11 protein-coding genes are annotated in these 16,500 nt (G+C 69.1%); 8 read left to right on the forward strand and 3 right to left on the reverse strand.

The genetic code is table 11. From position 1 onward, the window contains the following. Positions 1–889: 889 nt before the first annotated feature. On the forward strand, positions 890–2,875 hold the full coding sequence (locus EDC64_RS09530) for a M23 family metallopeptidase (protein WP_245504630.1): 1,986 nt from the start codon (positions 890–892) through the stop codon (positions 2,873–2,875). 70 nt (positions 2,876–2,945) lie between these two features. Here the strand turns inward: EDC64_RS09530 and clpB are convergent, their stop codons facing one another. After that, positions 2,946–5,582, reverse strand: a complete 2,637-nt coding sequence (gene clpB / locus EDC64_RS09535; protein WP_132031065.1) for an ATP-dependent chaperone ClpB — start codon at positions 5,580–5,582, stop codon at positions 2,946–2,948. Positions 5,583–6,844: 1,262 nt separating this feature from the next. On the opposite strand from clpB, the gene EDC64_RS09540 reads away from it, so the two are divergent. Beyond that, entirely contained in the window at positions 6,845–7,615 is a 771-nt protein-coding gene (locus tag EDC64_RS09540) for an MOSC domain-containing protein (RefSeq protein WP_132031066.1), read from the forward strand. Between the two features lie 420 nt (positions 7,616–8,035). Then, the gene (hisS, locus tag EDC64_RS09545; protein ID WP_132031067.1) at positions 8,036–9,538 is read left to right on the forward strand and encodes a histidine--tRNA ligase; all 1,503 of its coding nucleotides are present in this window, start codon (positions 8,036–8,038) and stop codon (positions 9,536–9,538) included. A gap of 7 nt (positions 9,539–9,545) precedes the next feature. Here the strand turns inward: hisS and EDC64_RS09550 are convergent, their stop codons facing one another. Further along, entirely contained in the window at positions 9,546–10,445 is a 900-nt protein-coding gene (locus EDC64_RS09550) for a DMT family transporter (RefSeq protein ID WP_132031068.1), read from the reverse strand. 254 nt (positions 10,446–10,699) lie between these two features. On the opposite strand from EDC64_RS09550, the gene EDC64_RS09555 reads away from it, so the two are divergent. Further along, a complete protein-coding gene (locus EDC64_RS09555) occupies positions 10,700–10,912 on the forward strand; it encodes a Trm112 family protein (RefSeq protein WP_132031326.1) in 213 nt (70 codons plus the stop codon). Between the two features lie 8 nt (positions 10,913–10,920). After that, on the forward strand, positions 10,921–11,889 hold the full coding sequence (locus tag EDC64_RS09560; RefSeq protein ID WP_132031069.1) for an alpha/beta hydrolase: 969 nt from the start codon (positions 10,921–10,923) through the stop codon (positions 11,887–11,889). 10 nt (positions 11,890–11,899) lie between these two features. On the opposite strand, the gene EDC64_RS09565 is transcribed toward EDC64_RS09560, so the two are convergent. Then, positions 11,900–12,643, reverse strand: coding sequence for an IclR family transcriptional regulator (locus tag EDC64_RS09565; RefSeq protein ID WP_132031070.1), 744 nt, complete (start codon positions 12,641–12,643; stop codon positions 11,900–11,902). A gap of 187 nt (positions 12,644–12,830) precedes the next feature. On the opposite strand from EDC64_RS09565, the gene EDC64_RS09570 reads away from it, so the two are divergent. From EDC64_RS09570 to EDC64_RS09580, 3 genes are all read left to right on the forward strand, one after another. Then, positions 12,831–14,057, forward strand: coding sequence for an ABC transporter substrate-binding protein (locus EDC64_RS09570; protein WP_132031071.1), 1,227 nt, complete (start codon positions 12,831–12,833; stop codon positions 14,055–14,057). A gap of 121 nt (positions 14,058–14,178) precedes the next feature. Continuing rightward, positions 14,179–15,684, forward strand: coding sequence for an aldehyde dehydrogenase (locus EDC64_RS09575; protein ID WP_132031072.1), 1,506 nt, complete (start codon positions 14,179–14,181; stop codon positions 15,682–15,684). Positions 15,685–15,709: 25 nt separating this feature from the next. Next, positions 15,710–16,480, forward strand: coding sequence for an SDR family NAD(P)-dependent oxidoreductase (locus tag EDC64_RS09580; protein ID WP_132031073.1), 771 nt, complete (start codon positions 15,710–15,712; stop codon positions 16,478–16,480). Positions 16,481–16,500: the final 20 nt, after the last annotated feature.

Consider the following 16,500-nt stretch of genomic DNA (forward strand, 5'->3'; position numbering starts at 1 on the left):
TTTGATTTGGCTAAGTCTCTACGAACTTTAACTCATCATCGACGAGGTCGGACAAGACACATCACTCACGTGATCGCGTCCGCCCGGAGTTCCGTAAGACCGCCGAAGTCATACTCGGTTGCTCCAAGCCCAAAAGCTCAAAACAACCCGCAAGGACTCCGCCGTCCACGTTTCTCTTTCTTCTATCTCAACCTGTCAAATAGCACGGGAACCGAAATTCCCACCCTACACGTATGTAGGAGCGACAGCTCTTCCTTCGGCGCCTGAGCCGGCGGGTTCACAACAACAAGGTCGTGAGGAGCGTCGGAGACGCGCTGTCTGCCGGCCGTTTCGTCGGCGGCGTCAGCGCGTCGTTGATGGGCGGTTTATAGGGCCCACCCCTGCGATCTGTCAACACCGATTTTTCCGGCGAACATGACAGCGGTTTGACGCTGTGGATAAGTTCCCCCGAAAAATCGTGCAAATCCTTTGGAATGCAGGGCGCGGCGGGGATCGATCTGATCCGGCCGTGCGGCCGCGGCGGGGCGGCCCCCAGGGCGCTGCCCGCCGGATCGGGGCTGTCCCGCTGAATTTTTTTCGGCGGCTGACCACTTTTTTCGGCCGCGGTGGCGCCGCGCGGCGGCGGCCGAGGGGTTTTGGGGGCGACGGGGCCTCGTGCGCGCGCGGGCGGTTTCTATATCTTCCCCGGAATCCCGCCCGCCGAGGTCCGCCCACCCGTTCGGACGTCGGCGGGCAATCGGGGCTTGCCATCCTTTTGCCTTCTCCGCACCTTCACATCCGGCTCGCCCGGCCGCGCCTGCGTCGCGTCGGGGACGCGCCGGCCATGCTTCCGGTGCATCATGGGGAGGCGTCCCGCGCGGCGCGCGGGTTTCAGCGAAGGGTTCGCGTTTTGCAGCACAGACGATCTGCCGGCGCCTGGCGCGATGCGACGAGCGCGGCCGGGCTCGGCGATGAGCCGCCGCTCGGCGTCGATGGCGGCGAGGAGGAGATCGACCGGCGCCGCATCTCCGTGCGGTGGCTGGCGGCGACGCTCCTCACCGGCCTGTGCGGCAGCTTCCTGATGGGCGGCGCGGTCTATGCCGCGCTCGACGGCGACCATCGCTTCGCCGCCATGCCGCAGACCGTGCGCAACGCGCTGCGCGGCGCCCTGCCGGCCGGCGAGCGCCCCTCCAATGTCGCCCGCAAGGGCGATCGCATGTCGCTGCTCTCCGAGGCCTCGACCGCGCGCCAGACCTTCCGCCTCTCCACCACCACCAAGGTCGGCGACCGCGAGATCATCAAGGTGCGGCCCTATACCCGCGTCTCGGCCAATCTCGCGATGTCCACCACCTCGGTCTCGGTCAATATCCCGCGCTTCAATCCCGCGCAGATCGTCGCCCAGTCGATGGACAATCAGGAGGCCGCGCCGCAGGCCGAGCCGACCGGCGAGGTGACGGTGGTCACCCGCGACCTCGCCGCGCTCCCCGGCACCACCCGCTACGGCGCCGCGGTGCCGATGGAAAGCGTGCTGGTGAAGGTGCGCGAAGTCGCCGAACTGGCGCGCAGCCAGCCGGTCCCCGCCGGCCTGCCGGCCGCCATCACCGGGACCGCAGGCCTGACGCCGACCTTGCCCGGCCCCTATCTCGCTTATGCCGCCGAGGGCGGCTATCCCCCGACCGGCCTGCTGCCGCCGCGGCCCGACGTGCCGGAAAATCTCAGCTTCGTGGTCAAGACCTCGAGCGAGACTTCGGGCGGCAACGATTGGTCGGACCAGACGGTGACGATCAAGAAGGGCGACACGATCGTCTCGGTCCTCGCCGATGCCGGCGTCGCTTTGGACGAGGCCCGCGCCGCCGCCGCCGCCTTCCCGCGCATCCAAGGCGGGGTGAAGGACGGCTGGCGGCTGCGCATGCTGCTGCAGGACGACGGCAAGGTGAAGCGGGTGCTGCGGATCTCGCTGTTCAGCGATGTCGGCCACGAAGGCACGGTCGCGCTGTCGGATACCACCAGCCGCTACGTCTCCGTCGCCGAGCCGACCGAGACCGATGCCGGCGGCGTCTCCGAGGATACCGAGGACGAGGACGGCCCCGGCATCCGGCTCTATGAGAGCCTCTACGAGACCGCCTTGCGCAACGACATGCCGCGCAGCGTGATTTCGGATCTGGTGCGGATCTATTCCTTCGACGTCGACTTCCAGCGCCGGGTACGGCCGGGGGACAATTTCGAGGTGCTCTACACCGAGGACAATGGCGATCCGGAAGTGCTCTACGCCACGCTCTTCACCGCCGGCGAAACGCGCCGCTACTATCGCTTCCAGACCAATGATGACGGGCTGATCGATTATTACGACGAGGACGGCAAGAGCGCGAAGAAGTTCCTGGTCCGCAAGCCCATGGCCGGCGGCATCATGCGCTCGCCGTTCGGCTATCGGCGCCACCCGATCCTCGGCTATTCCAAGCTGCATACCGGCGTCGACTGGTCGGATTCGGTCGGCACGCCGATCTTCGCCTCCGGCAACGGCACGATCATCTATGCCGACTGGAAGTCCGGCTATGGCCGCCACACCGAGATCCAGCACGCCAACGGCTATGTCACGACCTATTCCCACCAGTCCGGCTTCGCCAAGGGCATCCGGGTCGGTCAGCAGGTGCGCCAGGGCCAGGTGATCGGCTATCTCGGCTCGTCCGGCCTCTCGACCGGTCCGCATCTGCATTACGAGGTCAAGATCAACGGCTCCTTCGTCGATCCGATGCGCGTGCGCCTGCCGCGCGGGCGGGCGCTCGACGGCAAGTTCCTGGCCGAGTTCCGCAAGGAGCGCGAGCGCATCGAAGCCCTGCTCAGCCACGCCCCGGTGCCGCCAAAGGTCGCCGCGGCGGCCTCGGGGACGCGCCGGTAGAAATCGCAAGTCTTTGATTTAAAACGAAAACGCCCGGCGGATCGCCGGGCGTTTCGGGGCTCGGCCGCGCTCAGGCGGCCTGTTCGATGCGCCGCTCCGGCGCAAAGGTGAGGCGGCCGCCCTCGATCCCGACATGGACGAGCGAGCCGTCCAGGACCGTGCCGGAGAGGATCTTCTCCGCGAGCGGGTCCTGGACCAGCTTCTGGATCGTCCGCTTCAGCGGCCGCGCGCCATAAGCCGGGTCGTAGCCCTTGTCGGCGAGGAAGGTCCGCGCCTCGGGCGACAGATCGAGCACGATCTTGCGGTCCTCCAGCAGCTTGGCGAGCCGGCCGAGCTGGATGTCGACGATCGCTCCCATCTGCTCGCGCTTCAACCGGTGGAACATGACGATCTCGTCGATCCGGTTGATGAATTCCGGGCGGAAATGACGCCGCACGGCCCCCATGACCAGATCGTAGGCCTCCTCGTCGGACACCACCTTCTCGCCTTCCTGGCCCGGCAGGCCGAAGCCGACGGGCTGGCGGGGATCGGCGAGGAATTCCGCGCCGAGATTGGAGGTCATGACGATCAGGACGTTGCGGAAGTCCACCGTCCGTCCCTGCCCGTCCGTCAGGCGACCGTCATCGAGCACCTGGAGCAGGACGTTGAAGACGTCGGGATGGGCCTTTTCCACCTCGTCGAACAGCACGACCTGATAGGGCCGGCGCCGCACCGCCTCGGTGAGCGCGCCGCCCTCATCATAGCCGACATAGCCCGGAGGGGCGCCGATCAGCCGGCTCACGGAGTGCTTCTCCATATATTCCGACATGTCGATGCGCACCATGGCGGTGTCGTCGTCGAACAGGAAGCTGGCGAGCGCCTTGGTCAGCTCGGTCTTGCCGACGCCGGTCGGGCCGAGGAACAGGAACGAGCCGATCGGCCGGTTCGGGTCCTGGAGCCCGGCGCGGGCGCGCCGCACGGCGGTCGAGACGGCAGACACCGCCTCCGCCTGGCCGACCACGCGCTTGGCCAGTTCCTGCTCCATCTTCAGCAGCTTCTCACGCTCGCCTTCGAGCATCTTGTCGACGGGAACCCCGGTCCAGCGCGAGACCACGCCGGCAATGTGGTCGGGCGTCACCGCCTCCTCCACCATGCCGGTCGAGGCGCCCGCGGCCTCGACCTCGGCGAGCCGCTTCTCCAGCTCCGGGATCACCGAATAGGTCAGCTCGCCGGCCTTCTGGTATTCGCCCTGGCGCTGCGCGGACGCGAGGTCCGCCCGCGCCTGGTCGAGCTTGGCCTTCAGGGTCGTCGCCTCGCCGAGCTTCTCCTTCTCGGCCTTCCATTTGGAGGTGAGCACGGAGGCCCGCTCCTCGAGATCGGCGAGTTCCTTTTCGAGCCGCTTGAGGCGATCCTTGGAGGCCTGGTCGGTCTCCTTCTTCAGCGCCTCCTGCTCGATCTTGAGCCGGACGATGTCGCGGTCGAGGCTGTCCAGCTCCTCCGGCTTGGAATCGACCTGCATGCGCAGGCGCGAAGACGCCTCGTCCATCAGGTCGATGGCCTTGTCCGGCAGAAAGCGGTCGGTGATGTAGCGGTTCGAGAGGGTCGCCGCAGCCACCAGCGCGCTGTCGGTGATCCGCACGCCATGATGCAGCTCGTATTTCTCCTTCAGCCCGCGCAGGATCGAGACGGTGTCCTCCACCGTCGGCTCGCTGACGAAGACCGGCTGGAAGCGGCGGGCGAGCGCGGCGTCCTTCTCGACATGCTTGCGGTATTCGTCGAGCGTGGTCGCGCCGACGCAATGCAGCTCGCCGCGCGCCAGTGCGGGCTTGAGCAGGTTGGAGGCGTCCATCGCGCCGTCGGTCTTGCCGGCGCCGACCAGCGTGTGCATCTCGTCGATGAACAGGATGATGCCGCCCTCGGCCGAGGTGACTTCGGACAGGATCGCCTTCAGCCGCTCTTCGAACTCGCCGCGATATTTCGCGCCGGCGATGAGCGAGCCCATGTCGAGCGCGAGCAGGCTCTTGTTCTTCAGGCTTTCGGGCACGTCGCCGTCGACGATGCGGCGGGCCAGGCCCTCCACGATCGCGGTCTTGCCGACGCCGGGCTCGCCGATCAGCACCGGATTGTTCTTGGTGCGGCGCGCCAGCACCTGGATGGTGCGGCGGATTTCCTCGTCGCGGCCGATCACCGGGTCGAGCTTGCCCTCGCGCGCCGCCTGGGTCAGGTCGCGGGCATATTTCTTCAGCGCGTCATAGGCATTCTCGGCCGTCGCGGTGTCGGCGGTGCGGCCCTTGCGAAGCGCCTCGATCGCGGCATTGAGGGTCTGCGGCGTGACGCCGGCGCGCGTCAGGATCTTGCCCGCCTCGCTCTCCTTCTCGATGACGAGGGCGAGCAGCAGGCGCTCGACGGTGACATAGCCGTCGCCGGCCTTCTTGGCGGCCTGTTCGGCGGCGTCGAAGACGCGCGCGAGCAGCGGGCTCAGATAGATCTGGCCGTTGCCGCCCTGCACCTTGGGCAGCTTTTTCAGCGCCGCCTCGACGTCCGCGCGCACCAGGGTCGGATTGCCGCCGGCGCGCTGGATCAGGCCCGAGCACAGGCCTTCCGGATCGTCCATCAGGACCTTCAGAAGGTGCTCGGGCAGGAAATTCTGGTTGCCTTCGCGCAAGGCGAGCGATTGGGCGGACTGGACGAAGCCGCGGGCGCGTTCGGTATAGATTTCGAAATTCATTGTCTCTCCTCCTCGGCGCCCCCACGCCTCCGACGAGCACGCGGGGACCGCTCGGATGCGGCGCCGATATCCCGGCCGCCGCGGCGGAAGGCGCGACGGGCGCGCTCCGCTCCGGCTCATGTGGGGGCGGGCGAGCTGAAGCGGAAGAGGCCGGGCGGACCGGATGGCGATTTTCGCGGCAATCGCCCGTGACGCCTTGATCGGCATCAGTTTTCGGGCAGCGGCGCGCCCAGCGCCGCCAGCCCCGCCGGTTTCCCGGCGAGGGGGAGGGATGCGGGAGCGGACGGCACGCCGGCGAGGCATGCCAGGGGTAATCTTCGACGTCGGAGCCTGCGCTCCGTCCGCTCCCGCGCGGGGATTTATGGCGTGTCGGCTGCGCCGCGTGGGTGATCGGTTCTCCCATCGGGACCGGACGAACCACTCCCGGATCGGTGCGCAGTCCCCTTCGGCCTCCTTTCTAACTGAACGGGGTGCGTTGTCCCCGTCCCGTCGGACACCCGCTGCCCCGCACCACCCGTCAGGCCGCTCCGGACGCGCCCCTCCTTGGTGCGAGGTGAAACCACCATAGCAGGATCCGAAGATGAAAGGAATATAGTCAGTAGGATTTTTTTCATGTCATGTCGGACCACTGGCCGCGCGATGTTCGTCTCCCCCACCCTCTCCCACGCGCTTCACCCGGCTTCCCCCTCCCTTGCCCTCCCCCGCAAGCGGGAGAGGGGATCCGGACGGTACCGGTGGAGAGCGGCGGAAAGGATCGGACTGCTGGGCAGAGCGGACCGCACTGTGTCCAGTACAAAGAGCAGGGCCTCGCCCCCGCCCGCGCACCCTGCCCCCTCACCACCCTCACCCGGCTTCCCCCTCCCTCACCCGGCTTCCCCCTCCCTCACCCTCCCCGCAAGCGGGAGAGGGGATCCGGACGGTGCTGGTGGAAAGCGGGGAGAGGATCCGGAGGTCGTCGGAAGCATGGCGGCCCGGAGTCCGCTGGAAAGTAAACGGGCCTCCTCCCCGCCCGCGCACCCTGCCCCCTCTCCCGCTTGCGGGGGAGGGCTGGGGAGGGGGAGGGCTGGGAGGGGGAGAGTTGGGGAGGGGGAATGGCTGGGAGGTGGACAGCGAGAAGGAACCGGACGCGCGAAGAGACTGGAGGCGAGACCGGACCGGAGAAAGCAAGACCCGTAAGGTCGCGCCTGTTGCAGCCGGCGCGGCCGAGCGGCTACCCATGAGGCGCGCCGCGCATCACGCGCCGCGCCCCACCGGATCACGCCATGGACGCCGCCCGTCTCGTCGCCCTCTATCGCTATCCCGTGAAGGGATTTTCTCCCGAGCCTCTGGATGCCGTGACGCTCGAAGCCGGGCAATTCTTTCCCGGCGACCGGCTCTATGCGGTGGAGAACGGCCCGAGCGGGTTCGATCCCGCCGCCCCCGCTTACAAGGAGAAGACCGCCTTTCTGGTGCTGATGCGCCATGCCCGCATCGCCGCCCTGAAGACCCGCTTCGATCCCGACAGCCGGGTCTTCACCCTGGCGCTCGACGGCGCGGAGGTGGCGCGCGGCGATCTCTCGACGCCGGACGGTCGCGCGGCCATCGTCACCTTTCTCACAGCCTATATGGGCGGGGAGGCGCGTGGCGCGCTGACGGTGCTGGAAGCGCCCGAGGGCCATCGCTTCATGGACAGCCTCCGGTCCGGCTTCGTCTCTTTGCTCAACCTCGCCAGCGTGCGCGATCTCGAAGCGCGGATGGGGGTGGCGCTCGACCCGCTGCGCTTCCGCATGAATCTGCATCTCGACGGCTGGGCGCCGGGGGCGGAACTCGATCTGGTGGGGCGGGAGATCGAAATCGGGCCGGTGCGCCTCAAAGTGCTGAAGCGCACCGAGCGCTGCGCCGCGACCAGCGTCGACCCGACCACCGCCGCGCGCGACCTCAACGTGGTGAAGGGCCTCCACCGGGCCTATGGCCACACCGATTGCGGGGTCTATGCCAAGATCCTCACAAGCGGGCGCATCGCGCCGGGCGATGTGGTGCATCTGACGGCCTGAAGCGGACGCGCGACGTCCGGGGGGTGCCCCTCCCTTTTCCCGCTCCTCCTTTGCCAACCCCTCCCCTGCCAACCCCCTCCCCAACCCTCCCCCGCAAGCGGGAGAGGGGGCAGGGTGCGCGGGCGGGGACGGGGCCGGGGCGGGAGACGAGGCCCCTTTACTTTGCAGCGGACTCCGGGCCGCCATGCTTCTGACGACCTCCGGATCCTCTTCCCGCGCTCCGCCGACACCGTCCGGATCCCCTCTCCCGCTTGCGGGGGAGGGGGAGGGTGAGGGAGGGGGAAGCCGGAGGAGGGTGAGGGAGGGACAAGAGTTAGGCAGGCGGAAGCGGACCCACGCCCCCAACCTTGCCGCTCGGCCCCCGCTCCTCTAAGAGGCGCGGACACGCGGCGCCCGGCGCCCCTTGCGATGAGTTCTTCCATGGCCAGCGACACGAAACCCAAGGCACGGCTCCCGCGCGGTCTCGTCGACCGCCATGGCGGGGAACTCGCCGCGACCCGGGCGATGCTGGAGAAGATCCGCGCCGTCTATGCGCTCTACGGCTTCGAGGCGCTGGAGACCCCGGCGATCGAATATACCGACGCGCTGGGCAAATTCCTGCCCGACCAGGACCGGCCGAACGAAGGCGTGTTCTCGTTCCAGGACGATGACGAGCAGTGGCTCTCGCTGCGCTACGACCTCACCGCGCCGCTCGCGCGCTATGTCGCCGAGCATTTCGACCAATTGCCCAAGCCCTACCGCTCCTATCGCGCGGGCACCGTGTTCCGCAACGAGAAGCCCGGCCCCGGCCGCTTCCGCCAGTTCATGCAGTTCGACGCCGACACGGTCGGCGCACCCTCGGTCGCGGCCGATGCCGAAATCTGCATGATGGCCGCCGACACGCTGGAGGCGGTCGGCATCGCGCGCGGCGACTATGTGATCAAGGTCAACAACCGCAAGGTTCTGGACGGCGTCTTGGAGGCGATCGGCCTCGGCGGCGATGACAATGCCGGGCGGCGGCTCACCGTGCTGCGGGCGATCGACAAGCTGGACAAGGTCGGAATCGACGGGGTGCGCGATCTGCTCGGCAAGGGGCGACTCGATCCTTCGGGGGATTTCACCAAGGGGGCGGGGCTGGAGACGGCCGACATCGACCGGGTGAGCGCTTTCGTCAGCGCCGGCGCCGGCCTGTCCGGGCTGGACAAGCTCGCTCTGGTGGTCGGCGAGAGCCAGTCCGGACGCGACGGGCTCGACGAATTGCGGCTGATCGGCCGGCTCGTGGCCGCCGCCGGCTATGATGACGGCCGGGTGTTGATCGACCCCTCCGTCGTGCGCGGCCTCGAATATTATACCGGCCCGGTCTACGAGGCCGAGCTGACCTTCGAGGTCAAGGACGAGGACGGCCGTCCCGTCCGCTTCGGCTCGGTGGCGGGCGGCGGGCGCTATGACGGGCTGGTGGCGCGCTTCCGCGGCGAGCCGGTTCCGGCGACGGGCTTCTCGATCGGCGTCTCGCGTCTGCTCCACGCCCTCGCTTATCTCGGCAAGCTGGAGACCGAGGCCGAGATCGGCCCCGTCGTGGTGCTCGCCATGGACAAGGAGCCGGAGCGCATCGCGGATTATATGAAGATGGTGGCGGCGCTGCGCGCCAACGGCATCCGCGCCGAAATGTATCTCGGCGGCTCCGGCATGAAGGCGCAGATGAAATATGCCGACAAGCGCAACGCGCCGGCGGTCATCATCCAGGGCTCCAACGAGAAGGCCGCGGGCGAGGTCCAGATCAAGGATCTCGTGGAAGGCGCGAAGATCGCCGCTGGCATCGCCGACAATGCGGAATATCGCGCCGCCCGGCCGGCCCAGTTCGCAGTGAAGGAAAGCGAGATGGTGGACGCGATCCGCGGCATTCTGGAGCGCCGCGCGGCGCCGAGCCTCGGGCTCGCCGACTGAGCCCGGCCTATTCGGCCGGGATCGCGGCGACCGTCACCTTGGTCTTCTGGCCGAGCGCCACCACCGCCATGACCGCGACCATGAACAGATAGGTTTCGAGGTCCGGCGCCTCGCCATTGATCGGCCAGGACAGCACGACGATCAGGAAGGTCTGGAGCAATTGCAGCTGGCCGACGCGGGAAATGCCGCCGAGCGCCAGTCCGGTATTCCAGAAGAAGAAGGCGACGAGCTGGCTGATCGCCGCGACATAGACCAGCGCCGCCCAGGCCGGCGCCGGCACGCTCTCCAGCCCCGGCGGGAGGAGAATCAGCGTCATCGGCAGCGCGAGCGGCAAACCGAGGGTCAGCGCCCAGCAGATCACTTCCCAGCCCGGGACCCGGCGCGACAGGCGGCCGGACACGGCATAGCCGATCGCGCACAGCACCGCGCCGACGCCGAGCATCGCATCGCCCGCGCCGAACCCCTCCGCGCCGCCATTGCGCAGCGCGAAGGCGACGACCAGCGCGCAGCCGAGGATCGAGAGCGCGAAGAAGCCGAGGCTCGGCCGCTCCCCCGACAGCAGGGTCGCGGCGAGCGTGGTCGCGAGCGGCAGGATGCCCAGCACCACCCCGGCATGGGAGGAGGGCACGGTGACGCTGCCATAGGCCATGAGCAGCGGGAAGCCGACCATCAGGCAGCCCGCGACGATCAGAAAATCCAGCGTCGGCAGGCCGCGCCGCCACGGCGGGGCCGAACGCCGCACGAGCAGGATGCCCGCCGCGAGGAGGCCGGCGAGGCTCGCCCGCGCGAAGGTGAGAAAGGCCGGATCGAGCCAGTGGACGGCAAAGCGCGTGGCGGGAACGGTGGCTCCAAACAGGGTGACGCCGACAAGACCGAGCAGCAAACCGAGAGACGCTTGACGATTCATTGAAAGAAACTTCGCTGTGAAGCGGCCTGATTAGCGCCCGGCCGGCGCCACGGGAAATAAAACTTCCGCATGCCGGCCATCACTTTGCGTTGCCGATCTTGACCTCGGCCTTGGGGGACGAAAATCCTTGCGCGGCAAAATTGCCGTGGACGCGCGGGTCCGACGCGTTAGACTGACCGGATCGAACGGGCACCGCACCTCCGGGGGGCCGCCGCAAGGCGGGACGGATCGCGCGGCGCCGGAGGGGATGAATGATGACGCAGCCGCACCGGTCCGGCCACGAGGTCGATCCCAAGCTTCTCGAACTCCTGGTCTGCCCGATCACCAAGGGCCCCCTGGACTATGACCGGACGCGCCAGGAACTGATCTCGCGCGCCGCCCGCCTCGCCTTCCCGATCCGGGACGGCATCCCCATCATGCTGGCGGACGAGGCGCGCCGCCTCGAAGATTCCGAACTCGGCCGCTGAGCGGGCCGATGGTCACGCGGCGCACGGTCCTGGCGGCGGGCGCCTGCGCCCTGCTTCTGTCGGCCTCCAAGCGGCTCGACGCCGCCCCCGCCTTCGAGGTGGAGGAGGTGCCGTGGCGGGACGGCGGCCTGGTCGGCACCTTCGCCGCGGCGCGCCATGGCCCGCGCGAAGGACCGGCGGTGCTGCTCATCGCCGGATCCGGCCCGACGGACCGCGACGGCAACGGCCCCGCCATCACCACCGACCTCTACCGCCAGATCGCCCTCGGCCTCGCCGGCGCGGGCTATCGGGTGCTGCGCTACGACAAGCGCGGCGTCGGCGCCTCCCATGCGCTGGTGCGGCGCGAGGAGGATCTGCGGTTCGACCAATATGTCGACGACGCGCTGGGCGCGCTCGCCAGCCTGAAGCGGCGGGCGGACGTCGAGGAGGTGTTCCTCGCCGGCCACAGCGAGGGCGCGAGCGTCGCGATCCGCGCCGCCGCCCGCGCGAATGTGGACGGCCTTGCCCTGATGGCCGGCCCCGGCCGCCGGCTGGACCAGATCCTCGGCGATCAGTTCCGGGCGATGAACCTGCCCGATTCCATGCTGCACAAGGCGCTCTCCATCCTCTCGACGGTGGCGGCGGGCGGACGGGTGGAGGAGGTGCCGAAGGCGCTGCGCATGGCGTTCCGGCCCTCGGTCCAGCCCTTCCTCGCCTCAGAGATTGCCGTCGACCCGGCGCGCGAACTCGCCCGGCTCTCGACCCCGACGCTCCTGGTCCAGGGCACCCACGACCTCCAGGTCGGCGCCGCCGATCTCGCGGCCCTGCAACGCGGCCGGCCCGACGCGCAGGTGGTGACGCTGCCCGGCGCCAACCACATCTTCAAGGACGCGCCGCCCGACCGCGCCGCGAATTTCGCGCTCTACCGCGACCGCCGCGCCCCGCTCCATCCCGGGCTCCTGCCCGCTCTGGTGAAGTTCATCGAGGGTCAGGCCTGACGGGCTGGGCTTAACGCCCCTCTGTCTCGGCCTGGTGGGCGGCGATGGCGCGCTTCATGATCTTGAAGGTCGCGGGACGCCGGTCGAGGCAGCGCGAGACCGGTCCCGCCACCACGACGGACAGGGCGCGGTCGGCGATCCGCAAGGGAAGCGACACGCCGGCCAGATCTGGGATGAATTCGGACTGGCTCTGGTGGTAGCCGCGCTCCTGCGCCGCGCGCAGCTCGCCTTCCACCATCTCGGCGCTGGTCGGCGTCGTGTCCGAATAAGGTTCGAACGCCATCTTCCGATAGACCGCCTGGCGGGCCTCCGGGGTCAGCTGCGCCAGCAGCGCGCGGCCGACCGAGGCGGCATAAGCCGGGATCCGGTCGCCGACCTGGACATGGTAGCGCACCGGATGGGTCGATTCCTCGACATGCATGAACATCACATAGCCGCCGCTGAGGGCGGCGATGGCGGTGGTCTCTCCGGTCTCGCGTGCGATCTCGGCGGCGATCTGGCGGGCGATTTCGGGCAGGGGCTCGGCGTCCGAGATCTTCTGCACCAAGGTCAGCCAGCGCGGGGTCGGATAATAGCCCGCGCGCGGCCGTGGCTCGTAGAGATAGCCCTTCTCGACGATGGTCCCGACCAGATTGAAGGTGCTGGAGCGCGGCCAGCCGAGATCGTCGGAAATCTCCGCCAGCGTCGCCGGCCGCTGCCGCTCGGAAAAATATTCCAGCAACTCCAAAACGTTGGCAGCCTGCTTCACACTCATCTGACACTCTGCCCGGCCCGTCTCGGCCGCCTGCGTCTCGCCTGTCATCGTTCTAGACGAGGACTGCGGCGCTTGCGAGCCGCTTGACACTAAATTCCTGTGTGTGTCTTATAAAGTTCTGTACAGGAATTTTAAGACGGGCGCAGCCGATGCCCGACCGCAACAAAAAATCACCGGGAGGATCATCATGCCGTCTCCTCGCACGGGGGCCACCCTGGCCCTCGCCACCTGCGCCTGGCTCGCCCTCACCCCCGCCTTCGCGGACACCGTCCCGGTCAAGATCGGCGTTCTCGCCGACATGTCCGGCATCTTCTCCGACATCGGCGGCAAAGGCGCGCTCGAGGCCACCCTGATGGCGGTGGAAGACTTCAAGGCGCTCCCCGAGGCCAAGGGGCTCACCATCGACGTGGTCTCCGGGGATGCGCTGAACAAGCCCGACGTCTCCAGCAGCATCGCCCGGAAATGGTTCGATTCGGAGGGGGTGGACGTGCTCGTCGATCTGCCGACCAGCGCCATCTCCCTCGCCATTGCCCCGCTGGTCCAGGAGAAGAACAAGGTCGCGCTGTTCACCGCGTCGGGGACCTCGGACCTCAGCGGCAAAGCGTGCACCGCCAATTCGGTCCATTGGACCTACGACACCTGGGCGCTGGCCCACGGGACGGCCGATGCGATCACCCGCGGCGGCGGCAAGACCTGGTTCTTCCTCACCGCCGACTTCGCCCTCGGCCACGCGCTGGAGCGCGATGCCGGCGCCGTCGTGGTCGCCGATGGCGGCAAGGTGGTCGGCAATGTCCGTCACCCGACCGACACCAAGGACTTTTCCTCCTATCTCCTGAAGGCCCAGGCCTCGGGCGCGCAGGTGGTGGCGCTGGCCAATGCCGGCGGCGACACCATCACCGCGATCAAGCAGGCGGCCGAATTCGGCATCGTCGAAAGCGGGCAGAAGCTGGCCGGCATGCTGCTCTTCATCTCCGACATCCATTCCCTCGGGCTGAAGACCGCGCAGGGCCTGCAGCTCACCACCGGCTTCTACTGGGACCAGAACGACCAGACCCGCGCCTTCGGCAAGCGCTTCGCGGCGCGCAGCAATGGCCGCTTCCCCTCGATGAACCAGGCCGGCGCCTATTCCGCGGTGCTCGCTTATCTCAAGGCGGTCGCCAAGACCGGTTCCGCCAAGGACGGGGCCGCGGTGGTCACGGCGATGCGCGCCGCCGGCACGTTCGACGACCCGCTGTTCGGCAAGACGCATCTGCGCGCCGACGGCCGCGTCGTGCATCAGATGATGCTGGTGCAGGTCAAGAAGCCGGCGGAGTCGAAGGGGCCGTTCGATTACTACACCATCCTCGCCACCATCCCGCCGGACCGCGCCTTCCGCCCGATCGCGGACAGCGACTGCCCGCTGGTGAAGAAGTAGCCGCCCCGCGGTCCCCGCTTTCCCCCGCTCGCCGCCGCGCACCCGACGCGCGGACGGCCGGCGCATGCCCGGTCGAGACCGGGCGGCGCCACGCCGCCGACAGCCCTCTTCAGGAGCGGACATGACCTCTGCACGCCCCGCCGCCGCCCCGCTCGCCCGCTACGACCAGCTCTTCATCGACGGCGCCTTCGTGGCGCCGGAGGACGGGTCCCTCGTCGAGAGCATCGATCCCGCCACCGGCCGCCCGTGGGCCGTGGTCGCCTTCGGCGGCCGGCGCGACGTCGACAAGGCGGTCGCCGCCGCCCGCGCCGCGCTCGCCGGCCCGTGGGGCCGCATGCCGGGGCACGAGCGGGCGGCCCTGCTGCGCCGCTTCGCCGACCTCTACAAGGCGCAGGCGCGGGAGCTCGCGATCCTGGAAACCCGCGATTCCGGCCGGGCCTTGCGCGAATCCCTGGCGGATGTCGGCGGCCATTCCAACGCCTATCATTGGTGGGCCTCCCTCGCCGACAAGGCCGCGGGCCGCACCATCCCGTTCGACGACAGCGTCCACGCCTTCACCTCCCGCGTGCCGGTCGGCGTGGTCGGCGCCATCACGCCCTGGAACGTCCCTTTGATGGCGGCGTGCTGGAAGCTCGGCCCCGCCCTCGCCGCCGGCTGCACGGTGGTGCTGAAGCCGGCGGAGCAGACGCCGGTCACCTCGCTCGAACTCGGGCGGCTGTTCGCGGCCGCGGGCTTCCCGCCGGGCGTCGTCAACATCGTGCCCGGCACCGGAAAGGACGGCGCGGGCGAATATCTCGTCGCCCATCCCGACGTCGACAAGATCGCCTTCACCGGCGAGGGCGCGACCGCCAAGACCATCCTGCGCGCCGGCGCCGAGACCATGAAGCGGTTCACCTTCGAACTCGGCGGCAAGTCGCCCCACATCCTGTTCGCCGACGCCGATCTCGAACAGGCGCTGAACGCCGCGACCAATTCCGCCTGGACCCTGTGCGGGCAAAGCTGCGCCCTCGGCTCGCGGGTGCTGGTGCAGCGGCCGGTCTACGACCAGGTGGTGGCCGCCTTCGCGGCCCGCGCCGGCCGCGTGCGGGTGGGGCCGCCGCTGGACGAGGCGACCCATATGGGGCCGCAGGCCCATGCCGAACAGCTCGCCAAGACCCTGTCCTATATCGAGACCGGCACCGCCGAGGGCGCGCAGCTCGTCACCGGCGGACACCGGCTCGCCGGACCCGAGCATGCCGGCGGCTATTTCGTCGCGCCGACCGTGTTCGCGGGCGTCTCCAATGCCATGCGCATCGCCCGCGAGGAGATTTTCGGACCGGTCGCCGCCTTGATCCCGTTCGACGACGAGGAGGAGGCGATCGCCATCGCCAACGATACCGCCTACGGCCTCACCGCCGGCCTGTGGACCTCCGATGTCGGGCGCGCCCACCGCGTCGCCAGCCGCATCCGCGCCGGCATGGTGTGGGTGAACACCTATCGCTTCATCCGCTGGTCGACGCCGTATGGCGGGTTCAAGGCCAGCGGCTGGGGCCGCGAGAACGGCATCGAAGCGCTGGATTCCTACCTCGAGACCCGCACCACCATCGTCAGCACGACGGGCCGCTTCCCCGACGCCTATGCCAATTGACCGCACGATCCGGAAGGACAGATCCATGCGTCTCGCCAACAAGCTCGCCGTCATCACCGCCGCCGCCTCCGGCATGGGCCGCGCCGGGGTCGACCTGTTCCTCCGGGAAGGCGCGCGCGTCGTCGCCATCGACATCAACGCGGCCGCCCTCGCGACCCTCGCGCAGGACATGGCGGCCAAGGGGCACACCGTCGAGACCGTGGTCGCCGACCTCTCCCGGCCCGACGAGGTGAAGCGCGCGATCCACGTCGCGGCGGACCGGCTCGGCGGCATCGACGTGCTGTGGGCGCATGCCGGGACGCCGGGGCCGGCCGGGGTGGAGGATCTCGACCTCGCCGCCTACGACCAGGCGATCGCGCTCAACGTCACCTCCGCCACCCTGTCGGCCGGCGAGGCCATCGGCCATATGCGCGCGCGCGGCGGCGGCGCGGTGGTGTTCACCTCCTCGGTCTCGGGCCTCGTCGGCTCGATGTTCAGCCCGGTCTATTCGGCGGCGAAATTCGCCGTGGTGGGCCTCACCAAGTCGCTCGCCCAGCGCTTCGCGGCCGACGGCGTGCGGGTGAACGTGGTCTGCCCGGGCCTCGCCGACACGCCGATGAAGCTCGGCTTCACCGGCCGCTCCGGCGATCCCGCCGAGGCCGCCGCGAACCAGGCCCGCATGCTCGCCGCGGTGCCGATGGGCCGGCTGTGCAAGGCCGAGGAAGTCGCCCATGCGGCGCTCTGGCTCGCCTCCGACGATGCCGGCTTCGTCACCGGCGTCGCGCTGCCGGTCGACGGCGGCTTCACCGCCCGCTGACCGGCGCGCCGCGCCCGATC

The organism is Aquabacter spiritensis, from assembly GCF_004346185.1.
Classification (GTDB): domain Bacteria; phylum Pseudomonadota; class Alphaproteobacteria; order Rhizobiales; family Xanthobacteraceae; genus Aquabacter; species Aquabacter spiritensis.